At 39.0% G+C, this 21,160-nt stretch carries 16 protein-coding genes; 15 read left to right on the top strand and 1 reads right to left on the bottom strand.

Going from position 1 to position 21,160, the window contains the following annotated elements:
* The first annotated feature begins 52 nt into the window (after nucleotides 1-52).
* From BBP83_RS10160 to BBP83_RS10225, 14 genes are all read left to right on the top strand, one after another.
* Nucleotides 53-934 carry a bile acid:sodium symporter family protein gene (locus BBP83_RS10160; protein WP_068888125.1) on the top strand — a complete coding sequence of 294 codons (882 nt, stop codon included), beginning with the start codon at nucleotides 53-55 and terminating at the stop codon, nucleotides 932-934.
* A 136-nt stretch (nucleotides 935-1,070) separates the two neighbouring features.
* Nucleotides 1,071-1,973: a 50S ribosomal protein L11 methyltransferase gene (prmA, locus tag BBP83_RS10165; RefSeq protein ID WP_068888127.1), complete on the top strand. Its 903-nt coding sequence runs from the start codon at nucleotides 1,071-1,073 to the stop codon at nucleotides 1,971-1,973.
* Between the two features lie 19 nt (nucleotides 1,974-1,992).
* The gene (locus BBP83_RS10170; protein ID WP_068888129.1) at nucleotides 1,993-2,880 is read left to right on the top strand and encodes a DUF3426 domain-containing protein; all 888 of its coding nucleotides are present in this window, start codon (nucleotides 1,993-1,995) and stop codon (nucleotides 2,878-2,880) included.
* A 398-nt stretch (nucleotides 2,881-3,278) separates the two neighbouring features.
* Nucleotides 3,279-3,548, top strand: coding sequence for a DNA-binding transcriptional regulator Fis (gene fis, locus BBP83_RS10175; protein ID WP_001086304.1), 270 nt, complete (start codon nucleotides 3,279-3,281; stop codon nucleotides 3,546-3,548).
* A gap of 94 nt (nucleotides 3,549-3,642) precedes the next feature.
* Nucleotides 3,643-5,217, top strand: coding sequence for a bifunctional phosphoribosylaminoimidazolecarboxamide formyltransferase/IMP cyclohydrolase (purH, locus tag BBP83_RS10180; RefSeq protein ID WP_068888131.1), 1,575 nt, complete (start codon nucleotides 3,643-3,645; stop codon nucleotides 5,215-5,217).
* Between the two features lie 148 nt (nucleotides 5,218-5,365).
* A complete protein-coding gene (gene purD, locus BBP83_RS10185; protein WP_068888134.1) occupies nucleotides 5,366-6,649 on the top strand; it encodes a phosphoribosylamine--glycine ligase in 1,284 nt (427 codons plus the stop codon).
* Between the two features lie 560 nt (nucleotides 6,650-7,209).
* Entirely contained in the window at nucleotides 7,210-8,082 is an 873-nt protein-coding gene (locus BBP83_RS10190; protein ID WP_068888136.1) for a MetQ/NlpA family ABC transporter substrate-binding protein, read from the top strand.
* A 72-nt stretch (nucleotides 8,083-8,154) separates the two neighbouring features.
* Entirely contained in the window at nucleotides 8,155-9,180 is a 1,026-nt protein-coding gene (locus BBP83_RS10195; protein ID WP_068888139.1) for a methionine ABC transporter ATP-binding protein, read from the top strand.
* Complete coding sequence (locus tag BBP83_RS10200; protein ID WP_068888142.1) at nucleotides 9,177-9,872, top strand: methionine ABC transporter permease; 696 nt, start codon at nucleotides 9,177-9,179, stop codon at nucleotides 9,870-9,872. Before BBP83_RS10195 ends, BBP83_RS10200 begins: the two co-directional genes overlap by 4 nt.
* A 330-nt stretch (nucleotides 9,873-10,202) precedes the next feature.
* Nucleotides 10,203-13,775, top strand: a complete 3,573-nt coding sequence (gene dnaE / locus BBP83_RS10205) for a DNA polymerase III subunit alpha (RefSeq protein ID WP_068888144.1) — start codon at nucleotides 10,203-10,205, stop codon at nucleotides 13,773-13,775.
* 57 nt (nucleotides 13,776-13,832) lie between these two features.
* A complete protein-coding gene (locus tag BBP83_RS10210; RefSeq protein WP_068888146.1) occupies nucleotides 13,833-14,675 on the top strand; it encodes an RNA methyltransferase in 843 nt (280 codons plus the stop codon).
* A complete protein-coding gene (cysE, locus tag BBP83_RS10215) occupies nucleotides 14,668-15,474 on the top strand; it encodes a serine O-acetyltransferase (RefSeq protein WP_068888148.1) in 807 nt (268 codons plus the stop codon). Before BBP83_RS10210 ends, cysE begins: the two co-directional genes overlap by 8 nt.
* Nucleotides 15,475-15,588: 114 nt before the next feature.
* On the top strand, nucleotides 15,589-16,503 hold the full coding sequence (locus tag BBP83_RS10220) for an ABUW_2363 family tetratricopeptide repeat lipoprotein (protein WP_068888151.1): 915 nt from the start codon (nucleotides 15,589-15,591) through the stop codon (nucleotides 16,501-16,503).
* Nucleotides 16,504-16,617: 114 nt separating this feature from the next.
* Nucleotides 16,618-18,621: an esterase/lipase family protein gene (locus tag BBP83_RS10225; protein ID WP_068888153.1), complete on the top strand. Its 2,004-nt coding sequence runs from the start codon at nucleotides 16,618-16,620 to the stop codon at nucleotides 18,619-18,621.
* A 40-nt stretch (nucleotides 18,622-18,661) separates the two neighbouring features.
* On the opposite strand, the gene BBP83_RS10230 is transcribed toward BBP83_RS10225, so the two are convergent.
* Nucleotides 18,662-19,417 carry an iron-containing redox enzyme family protein gene (locus BBP83_RS10230; RefSeq protein ID WP_068888155.1) on the bottom strand — a complete coding sequence of 252 codons (756 nt, stop codon included), beginning with the start codon at nucleotides 19,415-19,417 and terminating at the stop codon, nucleotides 18,662-18,664.
* Nucleotides 19,418-19,723: 306 nt separating this feature from the next.
* On the opposite strand from BBP83_RS10230, the gene BBP83_RS10235 reads away from it, so the two are divergent.
* Nucleotides 19,724-20,941 (top strand): GGDEF domain-containing protein, encoded by a 1,218-nt coding sequence (locus BBP83_RS10235; protein ID WP_068888157.1) that lies wholly within the window; start codon nucleotides 19,724-19,726, stop codon nucleotides 20,939-20,941.
* Nucleotides 20,942-21,160 lie beyond the last annotated feature (219 nt).

The raw sequence follows: 21,160 nt of genomic DNA on the forward strand, positions 1-21,160 counted from the left end.
ATTTTAAAGAAAACAAGCAAATGTAATAAATAAAACAAGGGAGTATATATACATGGATTCTGGAATTATAACCGTAATGCTACCTTTAGCATTGGCTATTATTATGATTGGCCTTGGCTTAGAACTAACACCAAAAGATTTTTCTCGCGTCACCAAACACCCCAAAGCCGTATTGATTGCATTATTTTGCCAACTGGTTGTATTGGTTAGTATTGCATTTGTACTCTGCAAAATCTTTGCTCTCCCTCCTTTACTTGCCGTAGGCCTCATGCTACTGGCTGCTTCACCTGGTGGTAGCACTGCAAACTTATTTAGCTACTTATTTAAGGGCGACTTAGCCTTAAATATCACCTTAACTGCTATTAATTCTGTCATTGCAGCACTGACTTTGCCTTTGATTGTAAATTTTTCAATCATGCATTTTATGCAAGAAGGTCAACAAGTCAGCTTACAGTTTTCAAAAATTCTTCAAGTATTTGGCATTATTATCATTCCAGTGTGTATTGGCATGCTAATTCGTCATTATGCTCCTGTATTAACAGAAAAATTAAACAAGCCTTTACGTATTTTTGCAGTCATTTTTCTTATTTTAATTATCATTGGCGCGATTATTAGTGAACGGGAAAACATTGCGCTCTATCTTGCTCAAGTCGGCGCGGCCACAGCCCTCTTCTGTATCTGTAGCCTAACTATTGGTTACTTTGTTCCTCGTCTATTGGGTATTAATAGCGCTCAAGCACGCGCTTGTGCATTTGAAATTGGTATTCACAACAGTACATTGGCCATGACCATTGCACTGACAGTAATGTCTAGTTCTGCCGTTGCCATGCCCGCAGCTGTCTATTCAATTTTCATGTATATATTTGCAGCTGTCTTTGGTTTGCTAATTAACAAATATGCACCTTTAATCCCAATTCCAGAAAAAGCACTATAATTAACTTTGAAATATTTTAAATTAAAAGGGCGTCTATGCGTCCTTTTTTATTTTGTTATGAAGACAATAAGTTATAGGCGCTACATATAGAGTTCCGCTACAATAGCCCTTTACTTAACAAATTTAGGTTCTTCCCGTGAAGTGGTTACAAATTCATATTACTGTTGATCAAGCGCAAGTCGATTACACTGAAACCTTACTTAGCTCTTTAGGTGCAGTCAGCGTAACTCTAGACGATGCTGAAAATCAGGAACTACTGGAACCACTTCCAGGTGAAACACCACTTTGGAATAAAGTCATTGTCACAGGTATTTATGCACAAGAAGATGATGAAGAAATTGACGTTGTCGCTTTAGAAACCTTTATTAAAGCGCAAATGCCAGAAGCACCACTTCGTAGCGAATTTATGGAAGACCAAGAATGGGAACGCACGTGGATGGATGCCTATGAACCAATTCAAATCGCTGAAAAGTACTGGATTGTTCCACAGTGGATGGAAGCTCCAGAACCTGATGCAGTCAACATTAAATTAGATCCAGGCCTTGCTTTTGGTACAGGCAACCATGCATCAACTTTCCTTTGCTTACAATGGTTAGGCAAAACCGATGTTAAAGATAAAATCGTAATTGATTATGGCTGTGGTTCAGGCATTTTAGGTGTAGCTGCATTGTTATTGGGTGCTAAAAAAGTCTATGCAACAGACATTGACCCACAAGCAGTCCATGCAACACAACAAAATGCAGAATTGAATGGCGTGTTAGACAACCTATATGTTGGCTTACCAGAAGAGTTTAATGAAACCTTCAAAAACCAGAAAGCCGATGTATTTGTTGCCAACATTTTGGCTAGCCCACTGATGGTACTTGCGCCTGAATTCTCAACTTTAATTAAATCTGAGGGCGAGTTCGCACTTGCAGGTGTAATTAAAGAGCAAGTTGATGATGTTTCTGCTGTTTATTCTGAATTTTTTGATATATTAGATGTCGAAGAACGCGAAGAATACTGGTGTCGCATTTCTGGAAAACGCCAAAAGCATTAATGAATCAACGTAAGTACTTATGAGCAATAAACAAACATTCTGCCCAACATGTTCCACAACATACAAAGTAACAGTCGCTCAGTTGACCGTTGCCCAAGGCATGGTGTGTTGCCCAAAGTGCTCAACCTCATTTAATGCGCTGAGTTATTTGGTTGCAGCTAGAACGACTAACCTTTCTATTGCAACCGAATCCTCAACTATTTCCAACTCTTCAACTACATCACAAATCAATATTGCTAATTTCAACTTTGAAGATCAGCCTCCTCAAGTACAAAATGAACAACCTCGCACATTGTTAGATATCTTTGAAGATAAAGTCGAAAATTCAAATATTGACTTAAAAACCTATTTAAACAACCTAAACTATTTCAGCACAGAACCTATTGGCAACTTTCCTGCCCTAAACTGGTCTGATAAAGCAGATGTTGAAAAAAAACGAAGTCCCTTCAATTATGCAATGTGGACTGTTATAAATATTGCATTAATCGGTACTTTATTGTTTCAGTTTTTTTGGTTTAATCCTCAATATCTAAACAACAGCCCAGTCATGGCTGCAGGCTTCAATGCTGCTTGTGAGGTTTTTAATTGTTCTAAACTTGAAGAGCGCTACAACCTGATTACCATTAAAAAAGTCAAAGTTCGCTCTATTGCTAAAAATGAAGTGGAATTTAGCGGACAATTGGTTAATTACCATGACCGCAGTTTAGCATTACCTATTTTGCGCGTAAAACTAAAAGAAAATGGCGCTGTATTCGCAACCCACTCTTTATCGCATCAAGAATATTTAGTTGATAGCCTGTCGAGTATTCAGCGCATTCCAAGTAATAGCCCTTTCAAATTTAAATTTAAGCTTCCTATCGACCGAAAAAGCTTCAATAGCTACGATTTAGAAATAATTCGACCATAAAATTGGAAAAAACTATTAAAAAAAACAAAAAAAACTAAAAAAAATGCAGTTTTCTTGCTCACTTTTTCTTAGACAATGGTATGATACGCGCCACGAAAGCTTTGCACTGCAAACTTCTCACTCATTTTTCAAAAACAAATATGATCCAGCCTAATGCGCCTTATTTAATATAGCGTATAGAGCAGATTTTTTTGTTTGATTTTGGCCTGTAACAAATATTAATCTATTGTTACGCTTAAATTTCGATCAATCCTTTGAGTTGTGGCATGCTAGAGCTAAATTGGAATGTCCCAGTTTTAGAATTTCTGTTTTAGGATCTAAAACAGAGTTCATTTAATTTATAGACCACTTTTATATCACTTTACCCAAGTGATCCTGATTTTTTCGGATTAATTCGCATGAATAGCAAATCTCCTATTTTTACTGCACAATCTGATGTCGCTCTTCGTATTCACGTAGATCGCGCAGTTCGTCATTACTTTGCACAACTACAAGGCGAACAGCCTTCTCAGGTATATGACATGGTGCTAGCAGAAATGGAGAAACCTCTTTTATCTGTAGTTCTAGAATATACGCGTGGTAATCAAACACGTGCCGCAGAGATCCTCGGTTTAAACCGCGGAACTTTACGTAAAAAGTTGAAAGCTCACGGTTTAATGAGTGAATAAATGATAAAATGCTTGCGGTCTCCGCAGGCATTTTTTTTAACCTGTAGTTCGCCAATTTCTGTATTAATCTGCACTTGTAACTGTGACGAAGATCATGACTATTAAACGCGCTTTAATCTCTGTTTCCGATAAGACTGGTATTGTGGAGTTTGCACAAAACCTTGTAGCTCTAGGGGTAGAAATTTTATCTACTGGCGGCACATATAAATTGTTGAAAGACAATAATGTCGCTGTAGTTGAAGTTTCAGAGCATACTGGTTTCCCAGAAATGATGGACGGCCGTGTAAAAACACTACATCCTAAAATTCATGGCGGTATTCTTGCCCGTCGTGGTTTGGATGAAGCTGTAATGGCTGAACACAACATCGATGCGATCGATTTAGTTGTTGTTAACCTTTATCCATTTGCAGCCACTGTTGCAAAACCAAACTGCTCACTTGCAGATGCGATTGAAAATATCGACATCGGTGGCCCGACTATGGTTCGTGCTGCAGCAAAAAACCATGCCTCTGTGGGTATTGTGGTTAATGCATCTGACTATTCAACTGTTGTTGCGGAACTTAAAGCAGAAGGTGCTTTATCTCACGCGACTCGTTTTGACCTTGCCGTTAAAGCATTTGAACATACTGCGCAATATGACGGTATGATTGCTTCTTACCTCGGCGCTCGCGTAGGCAAAGAAGATGGTTCTGCTGACAAATTTGCACGTACTTTCAATACACAATTGAATAAAGCTCAAGATTTGCGTTACGGTGAAAACCCGCATCAATCTGCTGCATTTTATGTAGAAGACACTGCAACTGAAGCATCTGTTTCAACAGCTAAGCAGTTACAAGGTAAAGAATTATCTTATAACAATATTGCAGATACAGATGCCGCACTTGAATGTGTAAAATCATTTGCAAAACCAGCTTGTGTAATTGTCAAACATGCAAACCCATGTGGTGTTGCTGTGTCTTTAGATGGCATTGCTACAGCTTATGATCTTGCTTATGCAACAGATCCTGAATCTGCATTTGGTGGCATTATTGCGTTCAACCGTGAATTAGACGTTGCAACTGCGCAAGCCATTGTTGACCGCCAATTCGTTGAAGTGATTATTGCACCAAGTATTGCTGAAGGCGTGCTTGATGTTACTGGTGCGAAGAAAAACGTTCGTGTCCTTGTCTGTGGCGAACTTCCTGCACTGGATGCACGTCAATCACAGCTTGACTACAAACGTGTGAATGGCGGTTTATTGGTTCAAGACCAAGACTTAGGTATGATCACCAAAGACGACCTTAAAGTTGTAACTAAAGTTGCACCGACTGAAGCTGAAATTGATGACATGATTTTTGCTTGGAAAGTTGCGAAATATGTGAAATCAAATGCTATCGTTTATGCTAAAGGCCGTCAAACCATTGGTGTAGGCGCAGGCCAAATGAGCCGTGTAAACTCTGCACGTATTGCTGCCATAAAAGCAGAACATGCTGGTTTAGTGGTTGAAGGTGCAGTTATGGCATCGGATGCATTCTTCCCATTCCGTGATGGTATTGATAATGCTGCTAAAGCTGGCATTAAATGCATCATTCAACCGGGTGGTTCTATGCGTGATGAAGAAACCATTGCAGCAGCTGATGAAGCTGGTATTGCTATGGTATTCACTGGTATGCGTCACTTCCGCCATTAATTGATTAGACGTCATATTTATTAATCCCCCTAAATCCCCCTTTGTAAAAAGGGGGACTTTTCACGTAAGAAACCTTAGTTTTCATGCGTGATCCCCTCCCTTTTTAAAGGGAGGTCGGGAGGGATTCTTTTCTTTGAGGGATTTTTAGATGAATATTTTAGTTTTGGGTAATGGCGGTCGTGAACATGCACTTGCATGGAAAATTGCGCAAGACGATAAAGTAACGAAAGTATTCGTTGCTCCTGGTAATGCAGGCACAGCAACTGAAAACAAATGTGAAAACGTCAATTTAAGCATTTTAGACAATGCAGCAATTATCGACTTTGCAAAAAATAATGCTGTTGAGTTGGTCATTGTTGGCCCAGAAGCACCACTTGTAAATGGTGTGGTCGATGCTTGCCGTGCTGCTGATGTCAAAGTTTGGGGTCCGACCCAATTTGCCGCACAACTGGAAGGTTCTAAAGCATTTGCTAAACACTTTTTAAAACGTCATAACATTCCAACAGCGTTTTATGATGTATTTACAGATGTTGCCGAAGCTAAAGCTTTTATCGAAAAAAATGGCGCACCTATTGTCATTAAAGCCGACGGCCTTGCTGCAGGTAAAGGCGTGATTGTTGCCATGACCAATCAAGAAGCATTTGATGCCATTGATGACATGCTTGCTGACAACAAATTTGGCGATGCTGGTTCACGAGTGGTCATTGAAGAATTTCTTGCGGGTGAAGAAGCCTCTTTCATTTGTATGATTGATGGCGACAACATTTTGCCAATGGCAACCTCACAAGATCACAAACGTATTTTCGAAGGCGACCAAGGCCCAAATACAGGTGGCATGGGTGCATACTCTCCTGCGCCTGTTGTAACAGCTGACGTTTTTGAAAAGACAATGAAAGAAGTCATGCGCCCTACTGTTGATGGTATGAAAGCAGATGGTCACGTTTATACAGGTTTCTTATATGCAGGCCTGATGATTGATGAACAAGGTCAGCCTAAAGTTATCGAATTCAACTGCCGTTTTGGTGACCCTGAAACGCAGCCGATTATGATGCGTTTAAAATCATCATTGGTCGATTTAGTGGAAGCAGGTATTGCAGGAAACTTACCTGCAGAAGCAGAATGGGATGAACGTAAAACTGTCGGTATTGTACTTGCATCTAAAGGCTACCCAGAAACATCAAGCAAAGATGATGTAATTTCTGGTTTAGACACAGAAATGAGCGATGCCAAAGTGTTCCACGCAGGTACTGCACTCAATGCAAACGGTGATGTTGTAACTGCTGGTGGTCGCGTACTTTGTGTAACCGCAATTGGCAATACCATTGGTGAAGCTCAAGCTAAAGCCTTAGAGCTTTGTGAAAAAGTAACATTTGATGGCGTTCAATATCGTAAAGATATTGGTTACCGTGCTATTGCTCGTGAAAATGCTTAATTCAAACTCTTGAGTTAAGTTAAAAAAAACTCGCTCAATGCGGGTTTTTTTAACTCATTTATTTGTAGCCAAAGAATATATAATCCATATTTTTCAGATCAAACGACTTTAAATATCCCTCAATTAACCTTATATGCATTTTTCATCTTTAGATTTTCAAAAAACATATATAGAAGAATAAACCATATAATTGTAGGGTTTATCACTTTCAATAAACTTAATTTATTGTTTTATGAGTTGTTTTATTGAAAAATCGGCATTACTTATGAAAAATCAAGCTAAGTATCATCTTTTTAATCACTATTACACATAATAAAAAATTGTTATGATTGTGCCAATTTAAAATTGGTCTGAATAAGTAAAGTTACTTTGAATACAGTTACTTGCTGCACATCATCTGGATGTATGACCTTATTCGATGGATATCTTATTGCATTCATTCACAGGTCATTTTAAAGTCATATGCGTTAATCAGTTTCACTGATTCAGGCTAGATTTAATCTCTCTATACAATAATTTCGTAAATTTAAAGCAAAATTAAATTTACTTAGGATGAATACATGAAAAAGCTCCTTGGTCTTGTACTAGGCCTATCAGCTGTCTTAGCGGGTTGTGGCAAACAAGAAGCACCTGCATCGGATGCTACGCAAACTAAAAATTCTGCTGAAGTTCAAACGGTCACTATGGCCTCTACAGGTTCAGATGCTGACATTTGGCGCTATATTGCAACCTTGCCTGAAACCAAAGCTGCTGGCATTAAACTTGAAGTGAAAAACTTCACGGACTATGTATCAATGAACACAGCCGTGGCCAATAAAGAAATTGATGTCAATGCATTCCAGTCTTATGCTTACATGGTTGCTTTCAATGGCAGTAACAAAGATAAAATTGCCCCACTTTCTACGACTTATTTAGAGCCAATGGGTCTTTATTCAAGCAAAGTTAAAAAGCTTGAAGACTTTAAAGCAGGCGCGACCATTGCCATTCCAAATGATGGTGCAAATGAATCACGTGCTTTACTCCTTCTTCAATCAGCAGGTTTAATTAAATTAAAAGCAGGCTTTGATGATGTAAAAGGCACCCCTGCTGACATTTCAGAAAACGCAAAGAAAATTGTGATTAAACCTATTCAAATGGCAACTGCTGTTCGTGTAAAAGACGAAGTTGATGCAATTGTTTTAGGCAATACATTGGCAATGGAAGGTGGTTTAAACGTATTGAAAGATGCCGTCTTCTACGAACCCGTTGACCAAAGCACCAAAATGAATGTTAACGTTTTAGCTGTCGCTGCCGACCGTCAAAATGACCCTGTCTTGAAAAAAGTTGGCGAGCTTTATCATACTGAAGCTGTGAAACAATATGTTCAAGAACACTTTGGTGGCACAAAAATTGATGTGAATAAGCCAGTAAGCTATCTTACAGACGCAAAATAGTAATATACTTTACTCATCTAAACAGGCAAATTTAATTTGCCTGTTTTTCTTTTATAATTAGCCTCTGACGATATGATTCAATTTAAAAATATTTCAAAGCACTTTGAGCTGAAAGGCCAAACTGTTAAAGCGCTGGATCAAATTAATCTAGAGATTCCGGCTGGCTGTATTTTTGGCATTATTGGCTATAGTGGCGCAGGTAAAAGTACCTTAATCCGCTTAATCAATTTGCTCGAACGCCCAAGCCAAGGTCAAATCATTATTAATGATAAAGATTTTACAGCTTTGAATGCACGTGAATTGCGTCAGGAGCGTACCAATATTGGTATGATTTTCCAGCATTTCAACTTACTACAAACCAAAACAGTCGCAGAAAACATTGAAATGCCTCTGAAATTACTTGGTGCAAGTAAAGCTGAACGTCAGAAACGCTTAGATGAGTTATTAGAATTTATTGATCTCAAGCAAAAAAAAGATGCGTTCCCCGACGAATTATCTGGTGGACAAAAGCAACGCGTTGGTATTGCTCGTGCCTTAGCCAATCATCCTAAACTGTTACTGTGTGATGAAGCCACATCTGCACTGGATCCGCAAACGACCAAATCTGTTTTAGCTTTATTGAAAAAAATCAATCAGGAACAAGGTATTACCATTGTCATGGTAACTCACGAAATGGATGTGATTGAATCGGTCTGCGATTATGTTGCAGTGATGGAACAAGGTCATGTGATTGAATTAGGTTCTACCTTAGACATTTTTAGTCAACCGCAGCACCCAACCACAAAGAATTTTATTCAAACAGTGTTGCAACAGCAGCTTCCAGTTAATATTTTAAATAATCTTGAAAATAAAAATCATAAAAGTATTTATTGTCTTAAGTTTTTAGGAAGTTCTGCACAAGAAACCGTGATTCAAGCCGTGATTAAACAATTTGATATTAGCCTAAATATTCTATTTGCCAATATGACAGAAATTAATGGTTCTGTGATTGGTCAAATGTTTATTCAGCTGTTGGGTGAACCAACGGCTATTCAACAAGCAATTACATTTTTGGAAAATAGTGGCGTACAAGTTGAACAGTCAGGAGTACAAGTATGAGAGATCTCTTTGTACAGTGGCTGACTGAAGTCACCGCACCCTTCTGGAAAAGTTCACTTTCAATTGATCAGTTCGTGACAGCCCTGCAAGAAACCTTTCATATGGTGTTCTTTGCGATGTTGTTTGGTTGTATTTGGGGTTTTATTCAAGCAATCATTCTATTTACAGCTCGCCCAGCGGGTATTTTACCCAATAAAGTGATTTATCACGGGTTAAACCCAATTGTCAATGCGCTACGCTCACTGCCCTTTATTATCCTACTGATTGCAGTTATTCCACTCACCAAAGTCTTGGTTGGCACATCTATTGGAACATGGGCAGCCATTGTTCCTTTAACCATCTATGTTGGCCCCTACATTGGACGTTTAATCGAAACCTCTTTACTAGAAGTAAATGAGGGGATTATTGAATCTGCCCAAGCCATGGGTGCATCTCCTTTACAAATTATTTTTAAATTTGTTTTGCCTGAATCACGTAGTTCACTGATTTTAAACTTAACAACTGCCACTATTAGCTTGATTGGTGCAACAGCAATGGCCGGTGCAGTTGGTGCGGGTGGCATTGGCGACTTGGCAATTTCTTATGGTTATCAACGCTTTGATACCAGTGTGGTTATTTTAACCGTGATTGTTTTACTTATTTTAGTGCAATTGGTGCAAAGTCTAGGCGACTGGCTTTCACGCATGCGCTAAGTCAAATCATTTTAAAAAGTCCTCTACATGAGGACTTTTTTCATCAATCCCTACTGATTAAATAACCACTAAAATAATTTAAAACTCAAAATACTTAGCTCTAAAAATTGTGTACGATCTTTTTAAAATTATAGATGAAAATTATTCCGAATACACCCGATCTTCGTTCTTTAAAGTTGAATCACTTGAAAAATAGGTTATCTATAGTTGAAATATTGATTCTAGTAGAAGGCATTCAAGTTGCTAAAACTTCGCCAAATCATTTCAATATCACTCAGATTAACGGTCAGCCATGTTAAACTAGCCGACGGTTTAAGTAGGGACTCATTTATGCAATTTGTACATCTTGGTATTTATACAGAATTTTCGATTTCAGAGTCGATTGTACGCATACCTGATTTAGTAAAAGTTGCAACAAATGACGGTATGCCTGCATTGGCCCTAACCGACTTATCCAATTTACACGCTGCCGTTAAATTTTATGAAAAGTGTTTAAAAAGTGGCATTAAGCCAATTTTAGGCTCAACTATTCGGCTGAATGATGCAGATCATCGTGCGACTTTACTCGCCATGACAAAAAAAGGCTGGCGTAGCCTAACCGAACTGGTTTCTGAAGGCTATATCAGTGGTCAACAGTTAGATATTCCTTGCGTACAAAAAGACTGGGTTTTAAATCAGCACGAAGACTTAATTGTGTTGCTGGGTCAACACAGCGATGTTGGTAAAATGCTACTGACCTCTAATCCACAAAAAGCTGAGCCCCTTCTACAAGAATGGGTTGAAAAATTTGGTAATCGCGTCTATTTAGCCATTACCCGTACAGACCGACCGGGTGAAGAAGCCTTCATTCAAGAAGCCACAAAATTGGCGGTCAAATATAATATTGGTGTTGTTGCACATAATGATGTGCACTTTATTCGCCGTGAAGATTATGAAGCGCATGAAGCACGGGTGTGTATTGCTGATGGTTATGTACTCGGTGATAAACGTCGTCCCAAAACGTATAGCCCAGAACAGTATTTAAAACCTGCCGAAGAAATGACGGAGTTGTTTAAAGATATTCCTTCTGCTATTGAAAATACCTTTCATATTGCGAAACGTTGCAACGTCTCACTGCGCCTTGGCTTTAATGATTTGCCAGATTACCCAATTCCTGATGGCCATACCATTGACACTTATTTTGAACATTTGTGTCAGGTCGGTTTAGAAGAGCGCCTCGATTTTTTATATCCAAACAGCAATCGCGGTGAAAATTGGTCAGATATCCGCAAGCCCTATGATGAACGCTTAGCGTTTGAAATTAAAATTATTTTGCAAATGGGCTTCCCTGGTTACTTCTTAATTGTCATGGACTTTATTCAGTGGTCTAAAGGCAATGGCGTACCTGTTGGCCCCGGCCGTGGTTCAGGTGCAGGCTCATTGGTTGCCTATAGCTTAAAAATTACCGACCTTGATCCACTACGCTATGACCTGCTGTTCGAACGTTTCTTAAACCCAGAACGTGTGTCGATGCCCGATTTTGACGTCGATTTCTGTATTGCAGGTCGTGATCGCGTCATTGACTATGTCGCACGTACATATGGCCGTGAAGCCGTATCACAAATTGCAACTTTTGGTACGATGGCCGCCAAAGGAGCAATTCGTGACGTTGCTCGTGTACTGGGTAAATCTTATGGTTTAGCCGACCGTATTTCAAAAATGATTCCAACCAAACCTTTAGGTTTGACACTAGAAGAATCCATAGAAGCAGAACCACAGCTCAAAGATATCGTTACCAACCCATCAAATCCAGACAATGATGATGCCTCTGAAATTTGGGAAATGGCACTAAAACTTGAAGGGATTACCCGTAACACGGGTAAACATGCGGGTGGCGTGGTCATTGCACCAACCAAGTTGACCGACTATTCGGCCGTCATGTGTGATGCCGATGGTACTGCGCGAGTTGCACAATTTGACAAAGATGATGTTGAATCTGCTGGTTTGGTAAAATTCGACTTCTTGGGTTTACGTAACTTAACGGTCATAGAAGATGCCATCAAACACATCAATGCCCATCCTGATATTACAAAACCTATCGATATTACTTATATTCCGCTAGACGATAGTAAGGCTTACTCGATCTTTGCAGAGGCGAATACCACCGCGGTATTCCAGTTTGAATCCGTCGGCATGAAAAAAATGTTGAAGGAAGCACGCCCAAGTAAATTTGAAGAAATTATTGCCTTCGTATCATTATATCGTCCAGGCCCAATGGATCTGATTCCTGACTTTATTTTCCGTATGCACGGTGGTGAATTTGAATACTTACATCCATTATTGGAAAAAGTACTTGAACCCACTTACGGCATTATGGTGTATCAGGAACAAGTAATGCAGGCTGCGCAGCTCTGTGCAGGCTACACACTGGGTGGTGCAGACTTACTTCGTCGCGCCATGGGTAAAAAGAAAGTTGAAGAAATGGTTCAGCAGCGCCAAACGTTCACTGAGGGTGCTGCTCTAAAAGAGATTGATAACGATACAGCAAACCATATTTTCGATTATATGGAAAAATTCGCAGGTTATGGTTTCAACAAATCTCACGCTGCTGCTTATGCTTTAGTTGCCTATCAAACCGCTTGGTTAAAAGCACATTACCCTGCCGAATTCATGTCAGCGGTTATGACGTCAGAAATGCAAAACACTGATAACGTGGTGTTTATTATTGATGACTGTCGCAACAATAACCTAGAAGTATTGCCACCGTCGGTCAATATGTCACTATATAACTTTCATGCCAGTGACTCGAAAACCATTGTTTATGGTTTAGGTGCAATTAAAGGTGTCGGTGAAGCAGCCATGCAATCCGTGATTGATTCACGTGTTCAAGAAGGCCCATACCGCGACCTTTTCGACTTCTGCCATCGAATTGATTTAAAGAAAATTAATAAACGCACATTAGAAGCACTGATTCGTTCTGGTGCGCTAGATTGCTTAGGCATTGAACGTTCTAGTTTAATGGCGCAACTGCCTGAAGCGGTACAAGCAGCCGATCAGGCACGTAGTAACCGTGAAACTGGCATTATGGACTTATTTGGTGAAGTTGAAGAAGTTCAGCGTAAACCAGCAAAACCCTTAAAACCTTGGTCAGATGAAGTTCGTTTAAAAGGTGAAAAAGACACCCTTGGCCTCTATTTAACAGGTCACCCAATAGATGTTTATCGCCCAGAACTGAAATCTTTTGTGTCACAGCGCATTAACGAACTAACACCAACACGTCGTGGTGTGACCACTGTCTTTGCAGGCTTAGTGGTCGATGTTGCCAACTTCCCCAATCGAATGGTGATTACCTTAGACGACGGTACAGCGCGTATTGAAGTTTCTGCCAACCATGAACGTTTCCAACGTTTTAAAGACATTGTTCAAGCTGACAAAGTTGTCGTGATTGAAGGTGAAATTTATGAACGTGAAGGTTTTGACCGACCAATGGGTCGCTTAAGCAAAGCCTTTAGTCTAAATGAAATTCGTCAAAAGCGTGCCAACAGCATTCAAATTAAACTCAGCCCTGAACACATTACAAAAACCTTGACTCAAGATATTCAAAATATTTTAGTGCCTTATTGTAATGTTGATATGTGTAGCCACATTCCGCTTCATTTAAAGCTCGATTTTGATTATGCCTCTGCTGAATTACATTGTGGGGCCAATTGGAACATTGCTCCACTCGATGAAGCGTTGAGCAAGCTTCGTGATTATTTTGGTACAGAAGCGCTGTATATTGAATATCACGTCAAATCTAAAGCAGCCAAGGCCGTGAGCTATGAACAAGCTCAGCCCGCAAATATTCCACCGCCACCATCAAACATGAGTATGGAGGATGCGATGGATATGTATCAGGCAGAATCTAACAACCAATATTCTTAAGCTATAATTGCTTAATTTTAAATTGATTAACTTTAAATATTTAAATTTGGAACAATCATGAGTCAAATGGACAATGCTGCTGTTTCAGCGCATCTCTCCCATGTACGTATTGTCATGGTCAATACTACATTACCTGCAAACATTGGTAGTGCATTACGTGCCATGAAAACCATGGGACTAACTAAGCTCGTTTTAGTTGCACCCAAAACCTATCCGCATCCAGACATTGATGCCTTGGCTGCTGGCGCTACAGATTTAATTGAACATATTCAAATTGTAGACACTTTGGAAGATGCCATTAAAGACTGTCATATTGTATTTGGTACAAGTGCTCGCAGTCGCACCATTCCTTGGCCATTGTTAGATGCACGCCCTGCTGCAGAGCTATCGTTGAAAGCAGTTTCGGGAAGTCAGCAAGAAGTGGCTGTCATTTTTGGCCGTGAAGACCGTGGCTTAACCAATGAAGAACTGGCCATGGCCAACTATCATGTCACCATTCCAGTCAATAGTGACTATGGTGTACTAAATGTTGCCCAAGCCATTCAAGTCATTTGCTATGAAATGCGCATGGCTGCTATGAATTTTGTGGAAAATCCTGTAGACCCAGAAGCCCAAATGCATGTGACTGATGATATTGATATGCAATGGGATGAACCTTTGGTTACTCACGAGCAAATGGAACAGTTCTATCCACATTTAGAAAAAATGTTGGCAGAAATTGAATTTATGGACCCAAAAAACCCAAGATTACTACCATTACGCTTGCGTCGACTTTTTGGACGTATACAATTAGATCGTATGGAATATCATCTACTTCGCGGTATATTTACCCGAGTACAAGCCATGAATAACGGCTCATGGAAAAAAACTAAAGATCACGAGGATCAATCGAATGCTTAAACAGCTCAAAGAAGATATCCAAGCGGTCTTCGCGCGCGATCCTGCAGCACGAAACACGCTTGAAGTTTTAACCACATATCCGGGTATTCACGCCCTAATCATGCATCGTGTCGCGCATGAACTGTGGACTAAAGACTGTAAAGGCTCTGCTCGCCTACTATCTTCTTTTAGCCGTTTTGCTACAGGAATTGAAATTCACCCAGGGGCCAAAATTGGTCATCGCTTTTTCATTGATCACGGCATGGGTGTGGTCATTGGTGAAACGGCAGAAATTGGCGATGATGTCACGCTGTACCATGGTGTGACACTCGGCGGTACGACTTGGAATAAAGGCAAACGCCATCCAACTTTAGAAGATGGCGTGGTGGTCGGTGCTGGTGCCAAAATTTTAGGGCCTTTTACTGTAGGTAAAAATGCTAAAGTTGGCTCAAATGCAGTCGTAACCAAAGAAGTTCCGGCAGATACAACCGCTGTGGGAAATCCCGCACGCTTTATTACCAAAAACAAACCAAAAAATGAAGAAGAAAATAGCTTACGTGATTATGCCGAAAGTATCGGTTTCCAACCCTACGCCACAACCCAAGATCAGACTGATCCAATCTTAGAAGGTATGCGCGTACTGCTAGACCGAATACAACATAACGAAAAGCGTATGAATACGCTGTGTCAGCGTTTGTCATTGCTTGACCCGACCTTCAAAAAACAAAGTGAGCAACCCTTTAGTACTGAAGAACTCAAAATTATTGAGGAAGTCCGTCGTGAGTGTGAAGCGCAAACCAATCCCTCTAAAACGCAATAGTTGTACTGAATAACAGCGATCTGCCTGAGAACTGGCTTGCATGTTTGCCCTAGTTTTTTTAGACTGGCAAACATGCTTTTTTAAGTTTTAAAATAAATTAAATGGAAGATCACTATGACGCTTAAGCCCTTGGCTGTTGCTTTAGTCGCTTTAACACTCGCCGCCTGCGGAAGCATGCCCTCTAAAAATAATAATGGCCCAAAAGACGCTATGGTTTTTGCGGAACCAGAACTTACACCGCCGTTTTATGCGCTTAACCCATTTGATTATGACGCACCACCTCCATTTGAAATAAATTTACAAAAGGCTGCCACACAACCTGTGACGAAAATGGTCGTGAACCTAGCCAGTGACCCATCTAAAAAATTAACACTAGATACAAACCGTCTCATTATTCCAACGGTGAACAGCAAACAACGTGCATTAAAATATGCAACACTTGCTGGCGACAATGAAATTGATATCACAGAAATTGATGATTTCTTACAATTGGTTGAAGGCAAAGCTCGTCACTATCCACCACGTTTTGTACAACGTCAGGAACGTAAAGGCTTTGAAATCAAACTCAAAGAAGTGACACAACAGTTAGACACATTAGCATCGAAAGACAATGCTTCTTTTGATGTTCTAATTCGCGCGTTTAAAGCCAGTGTAATGGCTCGTAACCTCGACTTAGGCTCAGTCTATACCACCAAGTCATTAAACTACGCACAACGTATTTTAAAAACTAATAAAGATGATGCAGAAGCAAACTTCTGGTTTGGTTTTGGCTTATCTGAAGGTGGCGGTCAACGTGAAGCGATTCCATACTTAGACAAAGCAATGAAAGCGGGTGTACAAGAAGCATATCTTTCTGCAGCCAATAACTATATTGCGATGGAACAAAAGAAAAGTGCTGTAAATATTTTAAAAAATTACAAAGTAAAATATCCGCAAGAAGGTGAAGTTGCAGACCGTTTAATTCAAGAAATTGAAAAACAAGGTCGTTGGAATGTTTGGCAAGTTTTAAACCCTCCTAAAGCACCTTAATTTTTTTCAAAAAAAGGCCACTTCTGTGGTCTTTTTTATTTTAGGCGAATTGAAAATCATCAATATTGCCGTATGATTTAATAAATTCGAATATTAAAGACATGTGAAGATAATATGCAGCATAAAATGAATAAATTACTGCTTATTGCTGGGCTCAGTACATTGTTTCTCAGTGGCTGTCAGGTCGTCAGTGTTAAAAATCAAGCGTTGAATGTTTCCATCGCAAACGAACGTGACAGTATTCTTTCTCGTAATAAACTAAGCGAAGCCAGTCTCAATGTTCTTTCCATGACAGGACGTGAAGCCAAAGTTTGTAGTGAAGACCCTGAAAACTGTATCAATGAGATTAAGCAAATTCCACAAATTCAGGATGAACAATTACTCTCGACCGCAAGTGAATTATATTTAGCAAAAGCAATTGCACTAGAAAAATCATCTGAATGTAAAATTGGGATTTTAAGCAAACACACATCTGAAGAACATCAGAAAATTCAAAAAGACAACTTCAATAAATGCTTAGACCAACAGTTATTGATGTTAGATAAAAGCGTGCGCTATAGCTATGCCTATATGTTTAACACGAAGCGTGCTCCACAAGCCCGAATTTTTGATAACCGTCAAGTACAGCTTCGTGACTTTTATAATCAAAGTATAGCCAAACTCGTAAGCACTTATAATTTACGTTATACCCCGACTGAAATAGCGAACCAAATTAAAATAGGTCAAAATACTTATAATATCGACTTTAGCCATTATCCAGAATTAAAAGACCGTAAAATTGAACAATTAATGTCAACCTATAATCTTAACTTTTCTGGTTTGCGCTCTGTCACGCGCCGTGACGGTTTTGGTTCAGAGTTTTTGGTGGTATTACCTGAAGACTCTGTTAACTCTTTAGCGAAGACCAAATATATTATTGACCCTTTAACGTTCAAATATCCGAATAACGTCAATCCAAATATTCACTCGGCACGTTATTTAGCGGCAACGCTTACTGCTGAACCAGTATCGGCCCATTCAGTGGATGAAATTGTCAATAATTCAACTTTTGAAATTAAGGCTTATGACCCTTATAAATATGAACAACTGACTATTGGTAAAAAAACCTACCCACTAGCGGCTAACTTTTCAGCGCCTTATGGGCTTTGGTTGGCACAAAATAATTTAGGAAAATCGGCATATTTGTCTCTCATTGATCGTGATGAACAAATCACCATGCCTCACTTATATATGTTAGAACCTTATAATCCGCAAAAAAAAGTGATTGTTTTGGTTCATGGTCTGGCAAGTAGCCCCGAAGCTTGGATTCGTTTAACCAATGACATTATGGGGGATAATGTTCTACGTGAGCATTACCAAGTCTGGCAAGTATTCTATTCGACCAATATGCCTATTATTGAAAGTCGTTTTCAAATTTATGCCATTTTAACGCAAGCTTTTGGCCAAGTGAAAGTTGGCACACCTGCCAAAACAGATGCTGTTTTAATCGGTCATAGTATGGGCGGTATTATTTCCCGCTTATTGGTCAGTGATGCTGATATCACCCAAAATGCACTTAAAATGATGAATTATCGTCAGCTCAATCAATACAAGAAACTGCCTATTATTCAACAACGCTTAGCCATTAAAGATGTCCCTAATTTTAGCCGTGCAATTTTTCTCGCCGCGCCACATAGAGGAACTGAATTTGCTGATCGCTGGTTTACCAAAGCTGCCCGAAAAATCATTAAACTTCCAGGTGCTTTTTTATCTGCTGTAGGCGATGTATTAACACAGGAAGAGAGTTTAAAAGATGCATTAAAAGAAATAGATCATAGCTTCATTCAAAATGGCCCAAGTGATTTAAGCTATCAATCTAAATTTATGGCTTTAACTAAAAATATTATGCCTAAAACAGGAATGAAATATCATTCCATTATTGGTAACGCCACAAAAAGTGATGATTTAAATCTTATTTCTGATGATATTGTTCCCTATAAAAGTGCACATTTAGATGGCGCCATTTCAGAAAAAATTATTAAAGGTGGTCACTCAATTCAAGAAACCCCTGAAGCCGTCTTAGAACTACGACGTATTTTAAGATTACATTTGATTGAATTGGGTTTGTATAAACCTTAATACATTGAACAAAAGAAGCCGATTATTGGGTCGGCTTCTTTTATAAACAGTCTTCTTGTTGCACTTTATAGCATTCGTCCAAAGCCATTTCATAATAGGCTAACCCATTTTTTACCGCATTAAAGGCCTTATCCCTAAGTTCTATATTTTCACCGCATAACAGTTTAATCAGCTCCATCGCTTCAACAGGATGTAAGTCATCATAATGCGCATGCGCGCGTAACCACGCTATGGTGCGCTTATTGATAGACACTTCTGGGTGATCTGTATAAGCATGAATGCCCTGATAGACTTTATTACTCCAATCTCCCGTCGCCCATTCAATTGCTAAATTTGTAGCTGCCAAACTCTCAACCAAAGTACCCCGCGTATTGATATTCCAAAGGTAATGATTGACTGCGTTCATTGGCGCTGGAGGTTGCACACGGTCTAACTCATCTAGTGCGATACCAAAACCACCCGCCCAATCTCTATACCAATTTAAATGGCGCTCTTCCACCTTAATATTTTGAATCAACCAATCCCGCGTCTCAGTCACTCCAAATTCAGAAAAGTGCGTAGCCTTGGCCAAGGCTAACCCCATCAATGAAGGAAAATGTGCAACCAATGGGTAAAAATTAAGTAAAGCATAACGAAAACTTTTAAGGGTTAATTGACCATTTGCCATATTCATAAAAAAAGGATGGTCACTAATTCGATCTTTATAAGGTGTCAATTCTTCCCAGAACTGCTGTGACCAAGTAGTATGCGGCGTAATTTTTAAATGATTTACATCTTTTTTATATAATGCCGTCATTTATTGCTCCATTTCATCATTTTTATCATCGATTTTTGATCATAATTAATTTAACAACTGAAACAAGTAAATTTTATTCATCGCCTCTGAATGATTAATCGCTCTTCCCTATTAATATTTTTCACGAAAAACTACACCAATCACATAATTAAATTTTCTATCTAAAAAAAATAGTATCTCTTCCTCTTGTAGAACATTTATTCTTTTGTTAAAACTAGTAACTAAGTACTCAAAAAGCAACAAATTAAGCGTTTTTTAATTGAAGAACGTAACGAGTTAAAATAATACTAAATTCGGCCATAGCATATGAAGTTAGAAGGTTCAAAACTTTTAAACCGAGATGAAATTCAAGCCTTAATTTCCAGAGGGCTGAATTATGTTTTGTTTTCAAAAACCTTAGAACGTATTTATAAAAAACAATATCAAAATGAAGCTGCCTTAGAATTTCGCTTTCGCGGCCCTATTATTTTGTTGCTATATCTTTATTTAAGTTACGGGATTTATCAAAATATTTCTGCCAGTGAGCAAGTTCATCAATGGTTCGCCTTATATAGTTGGGTCGGCGTTATTGTACTGGTTGCATGGGCACTTTCTTTTATCCGAAAATTAGATCCATATTTTGACGTATATACAGGCGCAGGTTGTACGGCTGCGGTGGCTATTTCTTTTGTCGTAATTACGCTCATAGATAATACTAATAATGATGCACTTTTTCATGTTGCCATGATGTATGCCGTGATTATTATTTATAGTTTCGTCGGTCTGCGTTTCTATACAGCCATTATTGCAGGATGGGGTGGCGGTTTAATTGCCATTGCTATCACTAAATATCTCAACTACCCTATCGATTGGACCATTTTAAATCGCACTTATACATTTAGTAGTTTTCTAGGAATGGCTTTGGCTTATGCCATTGACCGTCAACATCGCGAAAATTATTTGCAAAATTGTATTATTGAACTTAATCAGCTTGAAATGAATAAGCAATCTCAACAGCTAGAATTACTCTCTCAGCTTGACGCATTGACTGGTCTTGCGAATCGTCGACATTTAACCCTAATCCTCGATCAGCAATGGCACACAGCTTTACGTTATCAAATGCCTATCAGTATTTTAATGATAGACATTGATTTCTTCAAAGAATATAACGACCATTTAGGTCATCTTGCTGGAGATGTTTGTCTACAGAAAATTGCACATGAATTGAAAAATTCAACATCCAGAAGCAATGATTTGGCTGCTCGCTATGGCGGAGAAGAATTCTTACTTTTATTTCCAATGCTCAATGAATCACAAATTGAACAAATTGCAAAAAAACTGATCAACCAAATTATCTCTCTAGCCTTGCCTCATACTGCCAGCTCCATTGCGGAAATAGTGACTGTCAGTATTGGTACAGCCACAATTATTCCAACAGAATCTGATCAAATTTCAGAATTTATTCAACGTGCAGATGAAGCACTTTACCTAGCAAAATCCAATGGTCGTAACCAATACTGTATATCTAAAAAAAGCATTGCGTAGTATTCGGGACAAAAATAAACAGCATGGCTTATATTTAAAATAAAAATTATCGCCGAAAAACAAGATACCCTTTCTTTCTAATTTCTTATTTTGTTAGACTGAGGCCCAATTGGGTTTTTTTATCTATAAGTGACTTTTTTGCTTAGATAAATACGTTAAACATCTCTAGGCGAATAACCCGTCTGCGTTTACAGTACAACTATCTTTTAGCCTCTTCTA

It is taken from the genome of Acinetobacter celticus, assembly GCF_001707755.1.
GTDB classification, from domain to species: domain Bacteria; phylum Pseudomonadota; class Gammaproteobacteria; order Pseudomonadales; family Moraxellaceae; genus Acinetobacter; species Acinetobacter celticus.

What these genes read in the sequence shown, in the direction of transcription:
- purD (WP_068888134.1), top strand. Translation starts at nt 5,366, where the DNA reads ATGAATATTTTAGTTTTGGGTAATGGCGGTCGTGAACATGCACTTGCA.
- BBP83_RS10225 (WP_068888153.1), top strand. Translation starts at nt 16,618, where the DNA reads ATGCAGCATAAAATGAATAAATTACTGCTTATTGCTGGGCTCAGTACA.
- BBP83_RS10195 (WP_068888139.1), top strand. Translation starts at nt 8,155, where the DNA reads ATGATTCAATTTAAAAATATTTCAAAGCACTTTGAGCTGAAAGGCCAA.
- BBP83_RS10170 (WP_068888129.1), top strand. Translation starts at nt 1,993, where the DNA reads ATGAGCAATAAACAAACATTCTGCCCAACATGTTCCACAACATACAAA.
- BBP83_RS10235 (WP_068888157.1), top strand. Translation starts at nt 19,724, where the DNA reads ATGAAGTTAGAAGGTTCAAAACTTTTAAACCGAGATGAAATTCAAGCC.
- fis (WP_001086304.1), top strand. Translation starts at nt 3,279, where the DNA reads ATGAATAGCAAATCTCCTATTTTTACTGCACAATCTGATGTCGCTCTT.
- BBP83_RS10200 (WP_068888142.1), top strand. Translation starts at nt 9,177, where the DNA reads ATGAGAGATCTCTTTGTACAGTGGCTGACTGAAGTCACCGCACCCTTC.
- BBP83_RS10190 (WP_068888136.1), top strand. Translation starts at nt 7,210, where the DNA reads ATGAAAAAGCTCCTTGGTCTTGTACTAGGCCTATCAGCTGTCTTAGCG.
- BBP83_RS10160 (WP_068888125.1), top strand. Translation starts at nt 53, where the DNA reads ATGGATTCTGGAATTATAACCGTAATGCTACCTTTAGCATTGGCTATT.
- BBP83_RS10230 (WP_068888155.1), bottom strand. Translation starts at nt 19,417, where the DNA reads ATGACGGCATTATATAAAAAAGATGTAAATCATTTAAAAATTACGCCG.
- dnaE (WP_068888144.1), top strand. Translation starts at nt 10,203, where the DNA reads ATGCAATTTGTACATCTTGGTATTTATACAGAATTTTCGATTTCAGAG.
- BBP83_RS10210 (WP_068888146.1), top strand. Translation starts at nt 13,833, where the DNA reads ATGAGTCAAATGGACAATGCTGCTGTTTCAGCGCATCTCTCCCATGTA.
- purH (WP_068888131.1), top strand. Translation starts at nt 3,643, where the DNA reads ATGACTATTAAACGCGCTTTAATCTCTGTTTCCGATAAGACTGGTATT.
- cysE (WP_068888148.1), top strand. Translation starts at nt 14,668, where the DNA reads ATGCTTAAACAGCTCAAAGAAGATATCCAAGCGGTCTTCGCGCGCGAT.
- BBP83_RS10220 (WP_068888151.1), top strand. Translation starts at nt 15,589, where the DNA reads ATGACGCTTAAGCCCTTGGCTGTTGCTTTAGTCGCTTTAACACTCGCC.